Annotated in this window: 13 protein-coding genes and 1 riboswitch; of the genes, 12 read left to right on the forward strand and 1 reads right to left on the reverse strand. The window is 68.4% G+C overall.

Annotation, left to right across the window (positions count from 1 at the left end):
• Window positions 1–96: 96 nt before the first annotated feature.
• From FK256_RS04460 to FK256_RS04510, 11 genes are all read left to right on the forward strand, one after another.
• A complete protein-coding gene (locus FK256_RS04460; RefSeq protein WP_021606054.1) occupies window positions 97–2,544 on the forward strand; it encodes a right-handed parallel beta-helix repeat-containing protein in 2,448 nt (815 codons plus the stop codon).
• A gap of 76 nt (window positions 2,545–2,620) precedes the next feature.
• Entirely contained in the window at window positions 2,621–2,983 is a 363-nt protein-coding gene (locus FK256_RS04465; RefSeq protein ID WP_021606053.1) for a hypothetical protein, read from the forward strand.
• Between the two features lie 129 nt (window positions 2,984–3,112).
• A riboswitch (SAM riboswitch) is annotated at window positions 3,113–3,197 on the forward strand.
• A 4-nt stretch (window positions 3,198–3,201) separates the two neighbouring features.
• Entirely contained in the window at window positions 3,202–4,386 is a 1,185-nt protein-coding gene (locus FK256_RS04470; RefSeq protein WP_039893665.1) for a methylenetetrahydrofolate reductase, read from the forward strand.
• Window positions 4,383–6,773 (forward strand): 5-methyltetrahydropteroyltriglutamate--homocysteine S-methyltransferase, encoded by a 2,391-nt coding sequence (gene metE, locus FK256_RS04475; RefSeq protein WP_141423854.1) that lies wholly within the window; start codon window positions 4,383–4,385, stop codon window positions 6,771–6,773. Before FK256_RS04470 ends, metE begins: the two co-directional genes overlap by 4 nt.
• Before the next feature lie 90 nt (window positions 6,774–6,863).
• A complete protein-coding gene (gene hisD / locus FK256_RS04480; RefSeq protein WP_141423855.1) occupies window positions 6,864–8,204 on the forward strand; it encodes a histidinol dehydrogenase in 1,341 nt (446 codons plus the stop codon).
• 370 nt (window positions 8,205–8,574) lie between these two features.
• Window positions 8,575–8,823 carry a hypothetical protein gene (locus FK256_RS04485; protein WP_244936132.1) on the forward strand — a complete coding sequence of 83 codons (249 nt, stop codon included), beginning with the start codon at window positions 8,575–8,577 and terminating at the stop codon, window positions 8,821–8,823.
• A complete protein-coding gene (locus FK256_RS04490; protein WP_141423856.1) occupies window positions 8,823–10,379 on the forward strand; it encodes a glycosyltransferase family 2 protein in 1,557 nt (518 codons plus the stop codon). Before FK256_RS04485 ends, FK256_RS04490 begins: the two co-directional genes overlap by 1 nt.
• Complete coding sequence (locus tag FK256_RS04495; RefSeq protein WP_021607091.1) at window positions 10,376–11,089, forward strand: hypothetical protein; 714 nt, start codon at window positions 10,376–10,378, stop codon at window positions 11,087–11,089. Before FK256_RS04490 ends, FK256_RS04495 begins: the two co-directional genes overlap by 4 nt.
• 94 nt (window positions 11,090–11,183) lie before the next feature.
• Window positions 11,184–12,389 (forward strand): non-hydrolyzing UDP-N-acetylglucosamine 2-epimerase, encoded by a 1,206-nt coding sequence (gene wecB, locus FK256_RS04500; protein ID WP_051295730.1) that lies wholly within the window; start codon window positions 11,184–11,186, stop codon window positions 12,387–12,389.
• Window positions 12,386–14,338: a DUF2334 domain-containing protein gene (locus tag FK256_RS04505; protein ID WP_141423857.1), complete on the forward strand. Its 1,953-nt coding sequence runs from the start codon at window positions 12,386–12,388 to the stop codon at window positions 14,336–14,338. Before wecB ends, FK256_RS04505 begins: the two co-directional genes overlap by 4 nt.
• A 94-nt stretch (window positions 14,339–14,432) precedes the next feature.
• A complete protein-coding gene (locus FK256_RS04510) occupies window positions 14,433–15,929 on the forward strand; it encodes a Tat pathway signal sequence (protein WP_034472739.1) in 1,497 nt (498 codons plus the stop codon).
• 39 nt (window positions 15,930–15,968) lie between these two features.
• Here the strand turns inward: FK256_RS04510 and FK256_RS04515 are convergent, their stop codons facing one another.
• Window positions 15,969–18,320, reverse strand: a complete 2,352-nt coding sequence (locus tag FK256_RS04515; protein WP_141423858.1) for a RecQ family ATP-dependent DNA helicase — start codon at window positions 18,318–18,320, stop codon at window positions 15,969–15,971.
• Between the two features lie 55 nt (window positions 18,321–18,375).
• Between FK256_RS04515 and FK256_RS04520 the strand changes: the two genes are divergently transcribed.
• The gene (locus FK256_RS04520; RefSeq protein ID WP_021608748.1) at window positions 18,376–20,343 is read left to right on the forward strand and encodes a cation:proton antiporter; all 1,968 of its coding nucleotides are present in this window, start codon (window positions 18,376–18,378) and stop codon (window positions 20,341–20,343) included.
• Window positions 20,344–20,354 lie beyond the last annotated feature (11 nt).

The raw sequence follows: 20,354 nt of genomic DNA on the forward strand, positions 1-20,354 counted from the left end.
GGCTCTCTCAGAACTAAGCGGATATAACGGATGCCAAACACAATTTATCACGGTAGGGTAACGGCGTTCTGATAACACTACGGAGACGGAGACACCATGAAGCGTCGAATCGTCGCCCAGATGGCGGTACTCGCACTATCGCTGTCGGCGCCTGTTCTGGCCGTGACTCATGCGCCAGAAGCGGCCGCTGCGGACGGCAACACCATCCATGTCTCAGCCGAGGGAGGGGCGGACTCGGGAGACGGAACCGCTGCCAAGCCCTTCCAGACCATCGGAGCCGCGCTCAAGGCGGCCGGTAACGGCGACACCATCGAGCTGGGCAACGGCACCTACCGCGAGGGTGAGCTCGCCGTGGACAAGGGAGTGACCATCAAGGCCGCCGAGGGTGCCAAGCCGGTCCTCACCGGTGCCGAGGTCCCCGCCAACTGGAATGCGGGAGGCGACGGCAAGTGGTCCACTGGCGGTGACATGGTCCGCTTCTGTACGGTCTGCACCATCAACGCCGATCCCGCCAAGGAAGGGATCGCCGCTCACCCCGAGCAGGTGTTCGTCGATGGTCAGCCCCTGACCCAGGTGCTCAGCCGTGACGAGGTCACCGCGTCGACCTTCTTCGTCGACGACCCCGACCCGGTCACCCTGAAGAACCCGAACAACAACCAGGACGGCTACAACGTCAAGCCGCACCGGGGCACCTCCTACGTCATCGGCGTCGACCCCGCCCAGCACCAGGTCGAGGTGGTCCAGCACTCCCGGGCCCTGTCCTTCAACACCGACAACATCACCCTGTCCGGGCTGACGGTGGAGAAGTACTCCGCGGTCCAGCGCTGGGACTACGAGGACCCCGAGATCGGTACCATCTCCGGCGGTGGGATGGTCGTGGCCGCCCACGGTGCCCCCCGCATCGAGAACTCGACCTTCCGCTATTCCTCGACCGCCGGTGCACTGCAGGTCATCGACTCCACCAACGCGTTCGTGTCGAACAACCTTTTCGAGAGCAACGGCTCCAACGCCTTCGGCATCAACGACTCCACTGGAGCCAAGGTCGAGAACAACCTGTGGAGGAATAACAACACCTCCGGCTTCATCACGAAGGACTGCGGCGCCTACTGCACCCTGGCCGACACCAAGATCACCCACTCCAAGAACATCCGCTTCGCCAACAACACCGTGGACTACTCGGCCACCGGCGTGGACATCTCCGACCCCACGGCCTATGACCAGAACCGCGGTGCGGGCGTCTGGTTCGACGAGGGCGTGATGGACTCCGAGATCGTTGGCAACTACTTCGTCAACGTCCCGGTGGCGATCTTCAATGAGGTCTCCTCCAACAACCTCATCGCCTCCAACATTGTGGCCGGGGCCGGCGTCGGCATCCACATCTCCGGCTCCAACGACTCCCGGGTATGGAACAACACCGTCTCCCACGCTCTGACGAGCCTGTGGATTCAGGAGGACTCCCGTTCCGACGGCTGCAACGCCCGCAACGCCCAGGGAGTGTGCACCCAGGTGCAGAAGTGGAGTGCTCAGCACGGATTGAGCTGGGACACCACCAACACCACGGTGATGAACAACATCTTCTCCTCCGAGCAGACCACGCCCAAGCCCGGGGACGAGTGGCGCTACTCGTCGATGGTGCAGGTCATCGGCGCTGCCAACGATGATGGCTCCGGCGCCGTCTACGCCAACGAGATGGTCTCCACCATCGACTACGACGCCTACTACCGTCACGAGAACCCCCAGACCCTGTCGACCACGGTCCTGTGGAACTGGGGCGCCGACCGCTCGACCCAGTCGATCAACGCCGAGAAGCTCTCCGACTTCACGGCTGACCCGAACGTCAAGGCAGCCGGCAAGGAGTCCAACGGTCTGGACCTGCACGGCTCCCCGGAGAACAACCCGTTCTTCGTCAGGGAGTCCGCCAACCCGATGGACAAGACCTCTGACTTCCACCTCAAGGAGGGCAGTCCCGCCTCCGGCACTGGCCACGCCCTGCCCGAGGACATCGCCAAGACCCTCGGCGTCAACGCCAACGTTGCCGTGGACCGCGGCGCGCTGGTCAACGTCGCTTGGGGCGGCGGTGCCACCCCGGGCGCCGGTGACAACGCCGGTGGCAACAACAACGGCGGTAACAACGCCGGCAACGGCAATGGTGGCAACGACAACAACGGCAACGGCGGTGACAACGCCGGTGGCAACAACAACGGCGGTAACAACGCCGGTAACGGCAATGGTGGCAATGACAACAACGGCAACGGCGGTGACAACGCCGGCAACGGCTCTACCACCACCGGCACGGCCAGCCAGGGTTCGGCGAGTGCCAACGCCTCCGACTCCAAGGCGGGGGCCGGCCAGAAGAACTCCAGTGTCGCCAAGCCCGGCGCCAACGCCAAGGCCGGTCAGGGGCAGAACGCCGCTGCCGCTGCTGCCGCAGGCGGCGGTCGGCTCCCGCTGACCGGTGCCGGCATGACCGCCGTCGTTCTGGCGATGGCCGCCATCGTCATGGGAGGCGGCTTCATCCTGGTACGCCGTCGCATGGCCGACTGATCGGGTACCGGTCTCGGGGTGGGATGCAGTGACCGCACTCTTGTGAACGGGTCCGGATAAGCCGGATCATCGCACTGTGTCGCAGTCCCTCGCCATCGCCGTCGGTAACCGCTTCCCCGTGGGGGAGAGGATGTACCGGCTCACCCCGGGGCTGGCCCAGTCCACTCTTGCAGCACGCTCCGTCCTTATCGACGTCGCCCAGCACCGTGAGGTCATCACCTACGGAGAGCTCAGCGAGGCGATCGGACGGAGCGTGCTGCCGCGTCATATGGGTCCCCTCCTCAGTATGATCGATCACGACTGCGCCGCCCGGGGCGAGCCGGGCCTGGCTGCCCTGGTGGTCTCGGCGGCCACCGGTGAGGTCGGCACCCGCGATGAGAGCTGGGCGCCGCCCCAAAGGCGCGCCTGCTGGATGCAGTGGGGCAGGGGCGTCCGCTGACCCGGCCTGCCCACGGCGCAGCGCCACGGGGCGGTGCCGGTGGGGATGGGACGGCTCGCGGACCGGGCAGGTCGATCTCACTATTCGGGACGCCGGATGGGGGGAAGGATGCTCGTGGTTTGATACGCTCGACCATCCAGAGCGGCCGAGAGACCTGGTTCGATGACGCCGCAGCAACCCGGTGCGCGGGTGCTTCAGCCAGGATCGATGGAGACGACGTGCTAGACAACGAGCCCACGGAGCCCACTGCAGCAATCGAAGGCCGCAACGATGATCCGGGCGACGCCGAACGGGCGACGAGCCGCTCGCTGCCCACCGTCAGTCTGGAGCTCTTCCCCCCTCGTGCGGGCAAGGCCGCCTCAGCCACCTGGGGACGCATCGACAGACTCCTGGCCACCGGTCCCGACTTCGTGTCGGTGACCTACCGGCCGGCCTTCGTCACCGACCCGGTGCCTGGAAGCGGCGAGAAGGGGCGCTGGCAGCAGTGCGATGCGCCTCGGGTGCGCGCGGTCCAGGAGGAATCCAATCCATCCGAGGGCGTCCTCGCCCATGTGCTCGGCTCCAGCGCCGTCCCCCTCATGGCGCACCTGACCTGTATCGGCTACCGCAAGCGGGAGGCCGTCGACATCATCACTCGCTTCCTGCGCATGGGAGTGCGGCGCTTCCTGGCGCTGCGGGGCGACCCCCCTACCGGCACCCGGGCCGACGACGTCGCCGGGGAACTGCGCCACGCCGACGCCCTCGTCCGGGTCATCCGGGAGGTCGAGGCCGACTACTTCGGCGACGGCAGGCGCCATGTCACCATAGCCGTAGCCGCATACCCGGCCACCAACGACCACATCGAGGCCATCGAAGTGCTCGCCTCCAAGCAGGCCGCCGGGGCCGACCTGGCGATCACCCAGGTGTTCTACGATCCGGCGGACTACGTGGCCCTGACCAATGCCGCCTCCTATGCGGGCGTGAACATCCCGATCCTCCCCGGCGTCATCCCCCTGACCGACCTGGGACGGCTCACCCGCCTCGAGGCGCTCACCGGGGTCAAGGTGCCCGACGCCCTGCGCTCCTCATTGGGGTCCGCCAGCGGCGCCACCCTCGTGGAACGCGGCATCGGTGCGACACTCGACCTGGCCACGGCGCTACTGAGGGCCGGGGCGCCCGGACTGCACCTGTACACCTTCAACCGGACCCGCCCCGCTCTCGACGTCATCAGCCATCTGCGGTTGGGCGGCATCCTGGCCGGGGCCGCCCCCGACCGGGAGGTGCGCGACGCCGTCGACCGCGGCTACCTCCAGGCCACCCCCGGCCGTGGCCCCTCCTTCCTGCGCTGCGGTTCCCCGGGCGCAGCAGTCTCTTCCCGTCACCCCGTCCAGCCCCACACCACCATCACCAAGGAGAATGCATGAGCGCCAACCCCGAGTCGGCCGCCCCCGCCTCGCCGGCGGAGATTGCCGTGACCGAGTCGCAGGTCCCCTCGGCACCCCTGCCGGGGGCCACCATCCTGGGCTACCCACGTATCGGTAGGGACCGTGAACTCAAACGCGCTGTGGAGTCCTTCTGGAAGGGAAACCTGAACGCCGACGAGCTGCGCCACGCAGCTTCCGAGCTGCGCGGGGCGACCCGTTCTCGCCTGGCGGAGCTGGGCCTGACCCAACCCGCCTCGGTGCCCGCGGACTTCACCCTCTACGACCAGGTCCTCCAGGTGACCGCCACCCTGGGCGCGGTCCCCGCCCGCTTCCGCGACCTGCTGGACGCCGATGGAGCACTCGACGTCGAGGGCTACTTCACGCTGGCTCGTGGTGAAGGAGCCCGCCCCGCCCTGGAGATGACCAAATGGCTCGACTCCAACTACCACTACCTGGTTCCCGAGATCGACGCCTCCACCCCCATCGGCTACGTCGACACCGCCATCGCCGACCAGGTCCGCGAGGCCAAGGAAGCCGGGGTAGAGGTGCGCCCCGTCGTCGTGGGACCGATCAGCTACCTGCTCATGGCCAAGCCCTCCGACGAGGCGGCCGAGGGCTTCCACCCCCTGGATCGGCTCGGCGACGTCCTGCACGCCTACGGCCACCTGCTCATGGACCTGCAGAAGGCCGGCGCCACCTGGGTCCAGCTCGACGAACCCGCCCTGGTCTCCGACTCCTGGAACATCGATCGCGAGCGCATCCTCCAGGCCGTGCGCGACGCCTACACCTGGCTGGGCGCCATCGTGGAGCGCCCCCAGATCCTGGTGGCCGGAACCTACGGCTCCCTGGGCGACGCCCTGCCCATGCTCGGGCGGGCCCCGATCGAGGCTGTGGGCCTCGACCTCGTGGCGGGCTCGCTGCCCGAAGCCGGCGACCTGGCCTCCCTGGAGAGCAAGGCCGTCGTCGCCGGCGTCGTCTCGGGACGCAACATCTGGCGCACCGACCTGGACGCGGCGCTGAGCACGCTCGAGCAGCTGCGCGAGCGCCTGCCCGAGGGTACCCCCATCACCGTGGCCACCTCCACGTCCCTCCAGCACGTGCCCCACGACGTCGAGCGCGAGACCGCCATCGACCCGCAGATCCGTTCCTGGCTCGCCTTCGCCGACCAGAAGGTCGGCGAGGTCATCGCCCTGGCCAGGGGACTGGCCGAGGGGCGCGAGGCCATCGCCGCCGAGCTCGCCCAGGACGCCGACCTGCGCAACCAGCGCGCAGCCCACCCGGGCGTGCACCGCGACGAGGTGCGCGCCGCCGTCGACGCCGTCACCGAGGGCGACCGCACCCGTGCCCCCTACGCCGAGCGCAAGGCCGCCCAGGACGAGCGCCTCGGCCTGCCGGAGCTGCCCACCACCACCATCGGCTCCTTCCCGCAGACCGCCGAGATCCGCAAAGCCCGGGCCGCCCGGCGCAAGGGCGAGATCGGCGAGGCCGCCTACGACGAGGCCATGCGCGCGGAGATCGCCAGCGTCGTGGCCCTCCAGGAGCGCCTCGGCCTGGACGTCCTAGTGCACGGCGAGGCCGAGCGCAACGACATGGTCCAGTACTTCGCCGAACTGCTCGACGGCTTCGTGACCACCGAGCACGGCTGGGTCCAGTCCTACGGCTCGCGCTGCACCCGCCCCTCCATCCTGTGGGGAGACGTCGTGCGCCCCGAACCGATGACGGTGGCCTGGTCGGCCTACGCCCAGTCCTTGACCGACAAGCCCCTCAAGGGGATGCTCACAGGCCCGGTGACGATCATGGCCTGGTCCTTCGTGCGCGACGACATCCCGCGCGCCCAGGTCGCCGACCAGCTGGGCCTGGCCCTACGCCAGGAGGTCGCAGACCTCGAGGCCGCGGGCATCGGCGTCATCCAGGTCGACGAGCCCGCCATCCGCGAGACCCTGCCGTTGCGCCGCACCGACCGCCCCGCCTATCTGGAATGGTCCGTCGGCTCCTTCCGCCTAGCCACCGGGGGCGCCGCACCCGCCACCCAGGTCCACACCCACCTGTGCTACTCCGAGTTCGACGTCGTCATCGACGCGGTCGACCACCTCGACGCCGACGTCACCTCCATCGAGGCCTCCCGCTCGCGCATGGACATCCTTCCCGCCGTGGCCGAGCACGGCTTCGAGCGTCAACTCGGCCCAGGTGTATGGGACATCCACTCCCCGCGCGTTCCCAGCCAGGCCGAGTGCACCGAGCTGCTCCAGCGCGCCGTGGACGCCCTGGGCGCGGAGAAGGTGTGGGTCAATCCGGACTGCGGTCTCAAGACCCGCGCCTACGCCGAGACCGAGGCGAGCCTGGCCAGTCTCGTGGGGGCCGCCCGCGCCGTGCGCGCGACCCTGTGAGCTTCTGAGACGCTTCGCGGTACCTCTAGGCGGCCTGGGAGAGGACATCTCTCCCAGGCCGCCTCGCGCGGGGCCGGTAGGCTTGTCGGCATGCTCTCCCGTATCGATCTGCGCAGCTCCCGACTCGGCCCCCGCGAGCTGGCACAGGCTCTTCCCCGGGCCGCCCTCAACGTGTCCGCCGCCCAGACCGCGGTGGCCCCTCTGATCGAGGACGTCCGCTCCCAGGGCGCGGCCGCCCTGCGCGACGCCGCCGAGCGCTTCGACGGCGTACGCCCCGTCCACCTCCGCGTGCCCGCACAGGCCATCGCCCAGGCGCTCAACGACCTGGATCCGACGGTGCACGAGGCTCTGGAGGTGTCCATCGCCCACAACCGAGCCGGTCACGCCGCTCAGGTGCCCACCGAGCGCACCACCGAGGTGGTCCCCGGAGGCGCCATTACCCAGCGCTGGATCCCGGTCAAGCGCGTCGGCCTCTACGTTCCCGGGGGACTGGCCGTATACCCCTCCAGCGTGGTCATGAACGCGGTCGCGGCCCAGGTCGCCGGCGTCGAGCAGATCGCCGTGGCCAGCCCGCCCCAGGCGGAATTCGGCGGACTGCCCCACCCCACGATCCTGGCGGCGTGCGCACTGCTGGGACTGACCGAGGTCTACGCCGTTGGCGGCGCCCAGGCGATCGCGATGTTCGCCTACGGCGCCGATGCCCAGAACGACATCGACCGCGCCGACGCCGGGGGAGAGGCCCTGTGCCGGGGAGTCGATGTCATCACCGGTCCCGGCAACGTCTACGTGGCCGCCGCCAAGCGCGCCGTCATGGGGACGGTGGGAATCGATGCCGAGGCGGGCCCCACAGAGATCGCCGTCCTGGCCGACGCCGGTGCCAACCCCGAGTACGTGGCCGCCGACCTGCTCTCCCAGGCGGAGCACGATCCCAATGCCGGCAGTGTTCTCATCACCGACTCCCCGGAGCTGGCCGAGGCCGTCGACGCCGCGCTCGAGCGCAGGCTCAGTGCGACCCGGCACCGGGACCGGGCAGGCACCGCCCTGAACGGTCCACAGTCGGGCATCATCCTGGTGCGCGACCTCGAGCAGGGCGTGCAGGTCGCCGACGCCTACGCCGCCGAGCACCTGGAAATCCACACCGCCGACGCCGCCGAGGTGGCCCGTCGCGTCCGTAACGCCGGGGCGATCTTCGTGGGCCCCTTCAGCCCGGTGCCCCTGGGCGACTACCTGGCGGGTTCCAACCACGTCCTGCCCACAGGCGGTACCGCCCGTTTCGCCGCCGGGCTGAGCGTCATGGCCTTCCTCAAACCGGTCCAGCTCATCGAGTACGACGCAGGCGCCCTGGAGGCCATGACACCCCCGCTGGAAGTACTGGCGACGTGCGAGGACCTGCCCGCTCACGGTGAGGCGGCTCGCGCCCGGATAGAGTGAGAAAGATGATCGACCGGGCCACCGAGATCGTTATGTGATCTTCTCCGTGCTCATCGAGGAGGGAGCGCCGCGACCGAGGCACTCCCTCCTCGAGTCTTCAACCGTTGCAATGACGCCGTTTGAGGGCGTTGTGAGCCTTCCTCCAATAGAGTGCCGGCCGGATAGTCGAATGACACAGTGTTGCGAAGCGTTATTCTATTGTTATATTTGGTCTTGGCGCACGGTGTGCCGTGCCCGACGGGCTGAGTTCCCACACCCGTCACCCCCGGGCACGCCGCACCGAGGCGTTGGTATCGGCTGGCTTTAGCTCACTCTTCCGGTAATGCCGGTCGGTATCGGCCCTACCCCTTGGATCCAGATGGATGGCCTCATGCACTACTCCCCATTCGCCGCCGGAACCGGACTGTTCGTTGTGTGGTACGTCGCTCCGGCAGGCTCCCTTCCCGCACTCGTTGCCCGTTTCCTCATTGACTGCGCCGGACTGGTATTCGTCGCCATCCTGGCATTCTTCCTGCTGACCAACCTCTACGGCGCCGTACGCGGCCTGCTCCCGCGCTCGCGCAGCGCCATGGGACGTCACGTCCAACGGCGCGGCGGCACGATGAGTCTGCGGGCGTGATGAGTACGCAGATTTCGTTGATGCTCATGGATCTCGGCCCCTCGAGCCCCCTGGGAATCCTCGACCGCGTCGGTTGGTGGGGCGCACTGGGAATGATCGCCGTCGCCCTCGTCTACACGCTGTTCATGCTGCTGGCCTCCCGCGGGGCCCCGAAGCACGGTGGGGCCTCGCACCCGGATGCCCCGCTTCTCATTGTCATCCTCATGCCCTGCCTCAACGAGGCGGAGGTGATCGGAGCCAGTGTCAGGCGCCTTACCTCGATTCCGGACCCCGGTCTGCGCATCATGGTCATCGACGACGGCTCCGACGACGACACCGCCCAGGTGGCCGCCCAAGCCGGGGATGCACGGGTCGAGGTAGTGCGACGCCGTCCCCCGCACGCCCGTCTGGGGAAGGGGGAGGCGCTCAACGACGCGCTGTCGATCGTGCGCTCCCGCTGCACGTCGGTGTCCTCCTCCAGGGTAGTCGTGGGGGTCATGGACGCCGACGGCCGACTCGACCCGCACGCCATCGGCGAGGTCCGCAAGGCCTTCGCCCCCCAGGAGGTCGGTGCCGTCCAGATGGGCGTGCGCATCAACAACCGTTTCGGCTCACTGCTGGCCCGTATGCAGGACATGGAGTTTGTCATCTTCACCGAGGTCTTCCAGCGGGGACGGCGCCGAGTCCACAGCGTCGGCATGGGCGGCAACGCCCAGTTCGTCCGCCTCAGCGCGCTCGACGCCCTGGGCCCCAGGCCCTGGACCCGGTCCCTGACTGAAGACTTCGATCTGGGGATCCGGCTCAACGCCACCAGCTGGACCAACGAGTTCTGGCCCTCGGCCTCCGTCCACCAGCAGGGCGTGACCAACATGCGTCGCCTCATGCGCCAACGCACCCGCTGGTTCCAGGGAAACCTCCAAGCGCTGCACCTCCTGCGCTCCGTCGCCCGCGAGCAGAGGGGACTGGGACGCGCCGACACGCTCTGGCAGATTCTCACGCCCTACCTTCTTCTGACCGGGTCCCTGCTGACCCTGTCGTTCCTCATCACGATGGTGACCGCCGCTGTGGCTGCGGTCCTGAGGTGGGAGCAGTCGTGGGCCTGGCTCGTGGGCGCCTACGTCATCGCCTTCGGGCCGGCGCTCATCTATGCCTGGATCTACTGGCGCATCGAGCGCAGAGAGGGCCTGAACCTGATTAAGGCGGTGGGCTACTCCCATCTGTTCGTCCTCTACGGACTCCTTCCCAGCCTCTACGGCTGGCGAGCCGTGGCCAGGGAGATGACCGGACGAACCGGTTGGGCCAAGACGGCTCGCGAGGCCGAGCCGGCCCAGGGTGCCGATCCCTCCCGGACAGCTGCGGCCGTCGCCGCTCCGGGAGGGCCGCCGCCCGGAGGATCGCCGGGGCCGGGCGACCGACCCGCTCCACCCGGGGCTCGGCAGTCGCCAGCGCCAGCCGCATTGGGGACTCCTGATCAGGGTCGATCAACCCTGGCCGGCGCCCCCATGACCGGGGCGACGATCGTGGGGCGCAGCTCCCACCACACAGCGGGAAACCTGACCAATGAGGAGATGAGATGACAGCCACCACCGGCCCTCAGCACGTAGGAGTCCTTGACGGAGCCCGTCATGGCAAGGTCCTGCGCCGCGGACTACTGGTCGGCTGCGTCCTGGCACTGATCCTAGGAGTCACCGTGTACTGCCACGCCAGGGAAGCCGGCACCCATGACTGCGACCAATGGGAGATCGTCTTCGACGGCTACGGCGAGGCCTCGTGCGCAGACGGCCTGCTTCGCCTCAAGCCGACGTCGGCCAACTCCCAGGACAAGACGCATGCGGGACTGGCCAAGTCCACTACGGTCGAGGTCGAGGAGGGCAATGTCCAGACCATCCACACCAGGATGACCACCGTCAGTCAACTCCGTGAGGACGGCAGTCCCAACGCCTGGGAGGTCGCCTGGCTCCTGTGGAACTACTCCGACAACAACCACTTCTACGCCCTGGCCCTCAAGCCCAACGGCTGGGAGGTCTCCAAACAGGACACCGCCTACGAGGGCGCCCAGCGCTTCCTGGCCTCCGGCAACACTCCCGTCTACCCGCCCGGGGCGAGCCACGATGTCACCGTCGCCATTGACACCACCAACCCAGCAGCGGTCAGCTTCGTCATCACCGTGGACGGAAAGGAGCTCGGAACAGTGACCGACTCCCAGACCCCCTACCGGTCCGGAGCCGTAGCGGCCTACTGCGAGGACTCCGACGTCACCTTCACCCCGATTACCGAGGACCAGTGAGACCGGTCCGAGGCGGCCATTGCCCATCCCGATCCCGATCTTGGCGACCGGCCGTATCGGCGCCCGATCCCGACACACCTGAGCAGGAGAACCCATGACGACACACACCACGCCATCGGGCGGGCCCTTGAGGGTCATGCTCGTCTACGGCACCCGCCCGGAGGCGATCAAGCTCGCCCCCCTGGTGGCGGCCATGCGCGACGACGAGCGCTTCAACCCGATCGTCGTCGTCACCGGACAGCACCGCGAGATGCTCGACCAGGTCCACGAGTTCTTCGGGATCGTTCCCGACGACGACCTCGACATTCATGCCCCGGGACAGACCCTCACCCAGATCACCAACCGCTCCCTGCAAGGGGTGGGCCGGGCGATCGAGGCACATCGTCCCGACGCCGTCGTGGTCCAGGGTGACACCACTTCCGCTTTCGCCGCCGCGCTCGCGGCCTTCTATCACGAGATCCCCGTCCTCCATGTCGAGGCCGGCCTGCGCACCGGTAATATCTCCTCGCCCTTCCCCGAGGAGGCCAACCGGCGGCTCATCAGCCAGGTGACCACATTGCATCTGTGTCCCACCACTACCAGTCGGGACAACCTGCTGCGCGAGAACACCGACCCGCAGACCGTCCGCGTCACGGGCAACACCGTCATCGACGCACTCCTGGTCGCCGTCGACCGCCGGATCCCACCACCTGATGAGAACCTGGCGGCGGCTCTGGAGGACGGCTCCCGACGAGTCGTGCTCGTGACCGCCCACCGCCGCGAGTCCTGGGGCGAGCCTATGCGGGCCATCGGACGTGCCGTCGCCCGTCTGGCCGAGCACCACCCCGAGGTGCTCTTCGTCCTGCCGGTCCACCGCAACCCCAAAGTCCGCGAGGACCTCCTGCCGCAGATCGAGGGCCACCGCAATGTTCTGTGGTGCGATCCGCTGGAGTACGGCGCCTTCTGCGCGCTTATCGACCGCTCCGACGTCGTCCTCACAGACTCGGGGGGCGTCCAGGAGGAGGCTCCCGCGCTGTCCAAGCCGGTCCTGGTCATGCGCGACAACACCGAGCGGCCCGAGGCCGTGGCCTTCGGTGTCGCCGAGCTGGTCGGAACCGACGAGGACCGCATCGTCGAGCGGGTCTCCACCCTGCTGACCGACGAGGCGGCCTACACGGCCATGGCCCACGCCGCCAACCCCTACGGCGACGGGCACGCATGCGAGCGCATCCTGGCAGCCACCGCCGCCCTGTTCGGTCGTGGCGTTCCCCTGCCCGAATTCGACCCAGTTCCCACTTCATCTCTCAAGGAGGATTCATGATTTCCCCGACCCTCATGTCATCTCGACGACGCCGCTGCGCACTGGCCGCCATCGCGGTGTGCCTGGGTACTTCCATTGCCTCTGTGGGCCCAGCCCAGGCCACGCCCCAGTCGGCTGTCTCCCAGCCGCAGGCCCGGGCCGTCGCGGCGAAGCAGGCCGATGGCGCACAGGCCAACGACGCGGACCCGGCCAAGAACCCGCTTCCGGCCCCGCCCGAGCCCGCCGCCGCGGCCAAGAAGGAGCTCCCCCTCAAGGGCGATAAGCAAGCCAACGTTGACCTGAACAAGCCCGCGCCCGCCGCGGGGCAGGTCCAGATTCGCGACTTGAAGCAGAATGCGCCCGAGATTCCTGTCGGCGCGGTGAGCTTCTCCAACCAGGACGCGGGACCCGCATCGACCCTGGTCCTGTTCGACACGACCGGTGACTACGCCAAGCTGGGGGAGTACTACGCCCTGAGTATGGGCACCCTGGCCAGCCACTCCGGAACCGTGACCACCCTTCCCGTCAAGGACTATGTCGCAGGCCTGGCCGGTCGTTTCACCAACGTGGTCTACATCGGCTCGACCTACGATGAGCCCCTGCCGCGCGCCTTCATCGACGACACCCTCACCGGCAACGTCCCGGTGATGTGGTCCGGCTTCAACATTTGGCAGTTGACCAAGACCGATGCCGACCGTGCCGCCTTCACCCAGCGTTACGGCTGGGACGCCGCGACCTCCTACATCGACTCCACCGACCGCGTCACCAAGATCAGTTACAACGGCGCCTCCCTGAAGCGCAACGAGCTCAACAGCGGCGGGATCATCGCTCCGCACATCACCCGCGAGAAGGACGTCAAGGTCCTGGGGCGCGCCGAGTGCTCCAAGTCTGACGGCGCGGCCACGGCCTGCGCGTCCGTCGCCCAGTCCGGGACCAACTCCTTCCCCTGGGCCGTCAGTTCCTCCGGACTGACCTTCATCGGCGAGATCCCCCTGACCTACCTGGGTGAGCAGGACCGCTACATCGCTGCCGCCGATATCCTCCTGGACTTCCTCCAGCCCAACGCCCAGCAGTACCGTCAGGCCGCCGTGCGCCTGGAGGACGTCACCCCGGACAGCGATCCGGAGGAGCTCCAGGCGATCGTCGACTACTTCTACAGCGAGAACGTTCCCTTCCAAATGGCGGTGGTTCCCAAGTACATCGACCCCAAGGGCACCGAGAACAACGGCGTGCCCAAGGAGATGACTCTCAAGGACTCCCCGGAGTTGGTGGCCGTCCTCCAGGACGCCGTGAACAAGGGCGGAACGATTGTTCAGCACGGCACCACCCACCAGTTCGGCACTCTGGACAACCCGTACAATGCCGTGTCCGCCGACGACTTCGAATTCATCCGTTCGTGGTGCTCCACCACGAACGACACCAAAGCCCCCGCCGTCGACTGCCAGGACAAGTCCTACGTGCAGATCGGAGGCACCCTGCCGGGAACCTCCCAAGCATGGGCCGCGGAGCGCGTGGAGCAGGGGCGCCAGATCTTCGGCGAGGTCGGATTGCCGACTCCGGAGATCTTCGAGACCCCGCACTACTCGGCTACCCGCGAGGCCTACTACGGCATTGGCGAGCAGTACCCGGTGCGCTATGAGCGCGAGCTTCTCTACGCCGGCACTCTGACCAACACCCAGGCTGGCCCCCACGATTACTACGGGCAGTTCTTCCCCTATGCGGTCAACGACCCCTACGGGTCCCACATCCTGCCGGAGAACCTGGGTAACTTCGAACCCAATGAGATCAACCAGCACCCGCCGCGCCTGGCCCAGGAGGTCATCGACGCGGCCAAGCTCAACCTCGTCAACACTCATGCTACCGCCAGCTTCTTCTTCCACCCCTACTACCCGCTGCCCGAGCTGAAGAAGATCGTCGCCGGCATCAAGGCCGAGGGGTACACCTTCGTTCCGGCTTCGGAGCTGAAGTGATAACGGTTCAGGAAACGGCGCTGAGTCGCGTGTCTTCCACCACGACGGAACCGTTCGGTCGGAAAAACTCTCAAGAGACGGGAATAATGGTTCCATGATTCTTGAAACCAACCGCAGAAGGGCGCTGGCGCTCCTGGGGGCCGGGGTTATGGGAGCGTCAGTGTCCTCCTGTGGCCACGGGCACATGACCACGCCGCCGGCCATGGGCGACGGCGCGACGACCCATCTGAGCCTCCACATCACCGACGCTCAGGGCAACGCCCTCAACCTCGAGGCGCTGCGGCGCATCCAGTCCAACGGCAGGGGCGAAGCCGGCTACGACGACGCCCTGCTGGACACCAGGACCCTGGAGGTCATCGCCGTCGGGCCGCTTTACCAGGACGAGGGCGGGGTCATCGGTCTCGACGTACCCACGGGGCGCGCCTGCACCCTGACCATGTCGTGGCCCACCAGCCACGGGTACTCGGCCCTCATGGCGGATCTGCCCGCCTCCGGTGAGCACGATCTTCTGGAGCTGGCGGCCAGGACACTTCACGAGCATCAGGACGAGCGCTACCAGCAGGTTACCGCGCAGGGCCTCAAGGGCTCCGACGAGGCTGTGACGCTGCGGGCATCCGCCCAGCAGTCCCTGGATGGCTGCGCCACAGCCCAGTCCTGGACCGACAGAGGCCGCCTGGCGAACTCAGCCCTGGAGTCCGCCGCCGGGGTCCAGCTCGCCCTGGACCGGGCGCTCGTGGCCCAAGCACCGCAGGACGCCATCATCGGGGTCACCTTCACCCGAGTGCCCACTGCCGCCGAGATCACCGCCGCCCTGGCCTCGAACGGACCGGGGGGCGGCAAACGGAAGGTGTCGGCCCGGCTTGTGATCGGCGACCCCGGTGACGCCCAGGAGATGGCTGGCTGGAAAACCACGGTCGACGCCCTGCATGCGCAAGGTGGCCTGGCTCTGGCTCAGATCTGCGACTCCCACGACATGGCCGCTCTGAGCGACGCTGCCTGGGACACGCGGGTCGACGCCCTCATCAAGGCCCTGCCGAGTGTGGACGCCTGGGAGATCGGAAATGAGATCGGGGGGGACTGGCTTGGCACCGGGCCGGTCGCCAAGGCCCTGCGCGCCGCCAAGGCGGTTCGCGAGCGCACCAGCGCCACCACAGTGCTCACCCTGTACTACCAGCTCGGACAGGCGGACCCGGCCTTCTCCCTGTTCAGCTACGCCGCCAGGGAGATCACCCAACCAATCAGGGACCTGGTCGACGTCGTCGGGCTGTCCGTCTACCCCCAGCTCCACCCGCTGGGTACGGCCGCCGACCGGATCCTGAGCACTCTGGACGCGGCCTTCCCGGCATCCCGGATCGCCGTCACCGAGCTGGGGTACGGGGCTGATGACCTCAACGCCGGCCCCTGGTGGTTCGGGTCGACAACCGACCCGGTCGTGGCCCGCACCGCCGTCGCCGAGCACGTCACCGGTGCCGCACTGGGACGCTCCGACGCCTGGGGCGCGCCCTTCTGGTGGTACTACCTCGAGGATCAGGTCGGAACCCCCGGAGGTGGGGTGGCTCCGGCCCTGGCCGCCGCATCCACCGGGTTCTAGCGCGTGCAGCTGGGTGGGGGCTACTGCCCCCACCCAGCGCTATCGCTGGGCCAGGACGAAGGGATGAACCGCCGCCGCTCCCGCCTCGCGTAGGAGGGCGGCCGCCACCGTGAGCGTCCAGCCCGAGTCGCTCCAGTCGTCCACCAGGACCACGGCGGCGCCTCGCAGATCCTCAAGCGTCTTCGCCGTCCACTCCTGAAGCGTCAGGTTGCGGGCCACCTCCGCCAGGCGGAACGCTGAACCCACATTGTGGTGCGGCGGCTCCTGGCCCACGAAGCCCACGACGCCCAGCGGCCTGGCCCCGAGCCGGCTGGCCACCGCCCGACCCAGCTGGCGGACCATGCCCGGCCGGGTACGGGAGTCGACGATGACGACGACGGTCTCTTCCCCCACGGGCCCGGTGCTGTCGGGGTCCTCGAGGTCGTCGCTCCGGTCGCCCCGAATGATCTCACCGAGCCGGTCCACGGTCTGAAGCACCAGCGGCCTCAGGGAAACCGGAACCTCGCCGTCGGAGTCGGAGGCCACCAGCTCCCGCAGTGCGCCCGACGCGCCCAGTCCGTCCAGCCGTCCCACGGCCAGCCCGGTCGCCGCCTGCTGATCGGCGCTGATACGACCTTTGAAATGGCTCAGTCCCAACCGCTCCATCCCGGTGGGCCACTGACGACGCGCCCGCAGCTCGATCCCGACGCGACCGAGCGCCTGACGAGCGGAGGCGACCTCTTCCTCGTCGGGTGCGGCGGGCAGGAACAGGCCCCCGCACAGGTCGCAGGCGCCGCAGTGCCACCCCGGTTCGAGATGCGGATCGTCGAGCGCCGCCCTCAGGAAAGCCATCCGGCAGGGGGTAACCGTCGTCGCCGAGTCGGTATCGGCGCCGAGCTGCTCGTAGGCGATCATCGCCTCTTGCTCGGCCCGGCGCGCGGCGTCGACTCGCGCGTAGCGCTGGGCGTCATAGGACCAGGACTGGCCGGTGGATTCCCATCCGCCGCGAACCCGGCGCACAGCTCCGTCGACGTCAAGGACCTTGAGCATGGACTCCAGTCGAGTGCGCCGCAGCGACGTCACCGTCTCCAGTGCCGCCGTCGACATCGGCCCTTCCCCCGCTTCCCGCTGCCTGTCCAGCCCGTCCAGGACCGCACGGACCTGGTCCTCGGGGGGAAAGCCCTGCGAGCCGAACCACTCCCAGATCGCGCGATCCTCGGAACCGGGGAGCAGAACCACCTCGGCTCGCTCCACGCCGCGACCGGCGCGCCCCACTTGCTGGTAGTAGCTCACTGGCGAGGAAGGCGCCCCCACATGCACCACGAAGGACAGGTCCGGCTTGTCGAAGCCCATGCCCAGGGCCGAGGTGGCCACCAGCGCCCTGACCCGGTTGGCCTTGAGATCCTCCTCCAGGCGCTCACGCTCGGCGGCATCGGTCTGCCCCGTGTAGGCGGCCACCTCCACACCCGCGGTGCGTAGGTATTCGGCGACCTCCAGCGCTGCCGAGACGGTCAGGCAGTAGACGATGCCGCTTCCGGGGGCGTGTCTGAGATATGCGGCCAGCCAGGCCAGACGTGTGGCCGAGTCCGGCAGAACCTCGACCCCCAGGTGGAGGGAATCGCGTCCCAGGTCACCGCGCAGAATTAGGACTCCCTGGTCGCCGTTCTCCGCCGGGTGCGCCCCCAACTGTTCGGCGACGTCGGCGCTGACCCGGGCATTGGCGGTCGCCGTGGTCGCTAGGACCGGGGTGTGCGGCGGCAGGCCTGCCAGAAGGGTCCGAATGCGCCGGTAGTCCGGACGGAAGTCGTGCCCCCAGTCCGAGATGCAGTGGGCCTCGTCGATGACAACCAGCGCGGCGTCTGCTGCCAGGTGCGGCAGGACCTCATCGCGGAACACAGGGTTGTTGAGACGCTCGGGGGAGACCAGGAGGACATCCACCTCGCCGGCGCGCACCTGGGCCTCGATCGGTGCCCACTGGGTGACATTGGCTGAGTTCATCGTCACCGCCCGGATCCCGGCGCGGCTTGCGGCGGCGACCTGGTCGCGCATGAGGGCCAGCAGCGGCGAGATGATGACGCTCGCCCCCAGGCCTCCGGGCCGGCCGCGCGAGCCGGGGACGGGCACAGGCGTGCCGGGCCGCCAGTCTCCCCAGCCCTCGCGCAGCAGCACCGTCGCCACGAAGTACACCGCCGACTTGCCCCATCCCGTGCGCTGGACCACCAGGGCGCGGCGGTGAGCGATGACGAGAGCTTCTATCGCCCGCCACTGGTCCTCTCGCAGGCGCGCATCGCTGCGGCCGACGAGCTCGCGCAGGACGGCCTCGGCTCGCTTGCGGACGGGAGCACCGAGTTGCTGCGGGAACTCGGCGCGGTAGTCGGGACGCTCAGGTTCCTCATGGTCTGTGATCGTCACGGGGCCACGGTAGCGCGGCTGAATGAATAGATCAGGCCTTGGATACTCTTGGCCCATGGACCTCCTCATTATCGCCGTGTTGGGCATTCTTGCCATCGCGGCTGCCTCGCAGCTCAGCGACCGCATCGGCGTCGCCCCGGCGCTGATCCTCCTGGCCGGTGGTACTGCGGTTGGATTCCTACCCTTCATCCCGGCAGTCGAGCTCGACCCCCAGGTGGTCCTCGAGGGCATCCTCCCCCCGCTGCTGTTCTCAACGGCGGTGAGCATCTCCACCATCAACTTCCGCCGAGAACTCGCCCCGGTGGCGGTTCTGGCCATCCTCCTGGTGGCCCTATCCGCCGCGGTGATCGGTGTGGCGTTCACCTTCCTGGTTCCCGGGCTTTCCCTAGCCTGGGCGATCGCCATGGGGGCGATCCTGAGTCCCACTGACGCCGTGGCCATCTCCATCGCCCGCCGCCTGGGCGTCTCGCAGCGCATCATCACCGTCCTGGAGGGGGAGGGTCTGCTCAACGACGCCACCGCCTTGGTGGTCCTGTCCTCGGCCGTCTCTGCGGCCACATCGGGCGGCGTCAGCGTCGGAGGCGTGCTGGGCGGTTTCGTCCTGGCGGTCCTCGTTGCCCTGGGCGTGGGCTGGCTCGTCGGCGAGGTGAGTCTGCGGGTGCGCTCCCACATCACCGATCCCACGGTGGACACAGTCGTGTCCTTCACCGTCCCCTTCTTGGCGGCGATCCCGGCCGAGCACATGCACGGCTCGGGTCTAGTGGCCGCGGTCGTCGCCGGACTCATCACCGGTCACCGGGGTCCTCGGATGCTGCCGCCGGCCCACCGGGTGGCCTCGCGCACCAACTGGCACACCGTCGAGCTCACTTTGGAAGGCCTCATCTTCCTGTTCATGGGCCTGGAGTTCTTCGGCGTCGTGGAGAAGGTGGACGCCTCGGACCTCGGGGTTCGCCGGGCCGTCGCGGTCGCCGTCGTCGCCGGGGCGCTGACCGTTGTCGTCCGGGCTCTCGTCGTTGCCCCGATGCTCAAGCTCCTCAGCCACCGCACGGCGCGCTGGGCGATCCACTGGGAGGAGAACGAGGAGGCCATCCACCAGTTTCAGAACCGCTGCTCGGCTATCGTGCGCGGTGAGATCGATATGCCCCCGGTTCCCTGGGACCGGCGCAGTCTCTCCCGGGTTCAGCGCAGGCTCCGGCGAGAGCCTAGCCATGAGAGCATCGCGCGGCGCGCCCGTCGAATCTCCAGTCGAGTCCGACGCCGGGGCGCCGACCTAGACTACTTCGCGGCCGAACCCCTGCGCGCACGCGAGGGCGCTGTCATCGTCTGGGCGGGTATGCGCGGTGCGATCACCCTGGCGGCGGCTCAGACCCTGCCGACCACGGCACCGCACCGGTCCTTCCTCCTCCTGGTGGCCATGCTCGTGGCCGCCGGCTCGTTGACGCTCCAGGGACTGACGCTACAGGCCCTGGTGCGCATGGTCAGGCCCGCGATGGCCGGGTCCGCCGACGAGGAGGAGAAGGCAGCCGTCATCTCGCTTCTGGTCAACGCCGCCCGCGACGCCGTCGCCGATGGCCATGAGCTCCCCAGCCGCGGCGCCCACGACGTCGTCACCACCGATGCCGAGCCGACTGCTGAGGCTTCGCGCCTCGTACCACGGGCCGAAGGGCCGACTATCTCCGAAGAGCCTGCCGACTCCGAGGTGAAGGTGGAGCTGGACAAGTCCTCGGTCTCTGATCATGACGGCGAGAACCTCAGCCCAACGCTCGATCAGCACGCCTTGCTGCGGCGCGAAGGGACGGACATCGTTGTCTCACCGGCCGCTGTTGCCCGGGCATGGACCGACCCCACCTGGCGGCACGACGAGCTCGCCCCGATGCGAGAGCGCGCCCTGGACATAATCCGCGCCCAGCGCGAGGCCCTCCTGGACGCCGGTGACGAGGGCCTGTACTCGGCAGACTCACTGGAACACGCCCTGGACCGCCTCGACTTCCAGGAGATCATGCTGACCAGCGAGCCCCACTGACCCACCTCCCC

It is taken from the genome of Actinomyces johnsonii (assembly GCF_006546835.1).
Taxonomy (GTDB): domain Bacteria; phylum Actinomycetota; class Actinomycetes; order Actinomycetales; family Actinomycetaceae; genus Actinomyces; species Actinomyces johnsonii.

Excerpts from the sequence above, each read along its gene's own strand:
- FK256_RS04505 (WP_141423857.1), top strand. The coding sequence starts at position 12,386 with ATGATTTCCCCGACCCTCATGTCATCTCGACGACGCCGCTGCGCACTG.
- FK256_RS04485 (WP_244936132.1), top strand. The coding sequence starts at position 8,575 with ATGCACTACTCCCCATTCGCCGCCGGAACCGGACTGTTCGTTGTGTGG.
- FK256_RS04490 (WP_141423856.1), top strand. The coding sequence starts at position 8,823 with ATGAGTACGCAGATTTCGTTGATGCTCATGGATCTCGGCCCCTCGAGC.
- hisD (WP_141423855.1), top strand. The coding sequence starts at position 6,864 with ATGCTCTCCCGTATCGATCTGCGCAGCTCCCGACTCGGCCCCCGCGAG.
- FK256_RS04460 (WP_021606054.1), top strand. The coding sequence starts at position 97 with ATGAAGCGTCGAATCGTCGCCCAGATGGCGGTACTCGCACTATCGCTG.
- FK256_RS04510 (WP_034472739.1), top strand. The coding sequence starts at position 14,433 with ATGATTCTTGAAACCAACCGCAGAAGGGCGCTGGCGCTCCTGGGGGCC.
- FK256_RS04520 (WP_021608748.1), top strand. The coding sequence starts at position 18,376 with ATGGACCTCCTCATTATCGCCGTGTTGGGCATTCTTGCCATCGCGGCT.
- FK256_RS04495 (WP_021607091.1), top strand. The coding sequence starts at position 10,376 with ATGACAGCCACCACCGGCCCTCAGCACGTAGGAGTCCTTGACGGAGCC.
- metE (WP_141423854.1), top strand. The coding sequence starts at position 4,383 with ATGAGCGCCAACCCCGAGTCGGCCGCCCCCGCCTCGCCGGCGGAGATT.
- wecB (WP_051295730.1), top strand. The coding sequence starts at position 11,184 with ATGACGACACACACCACGCCATCGGGCGGGCCCTTGAGGGTCATGCTC.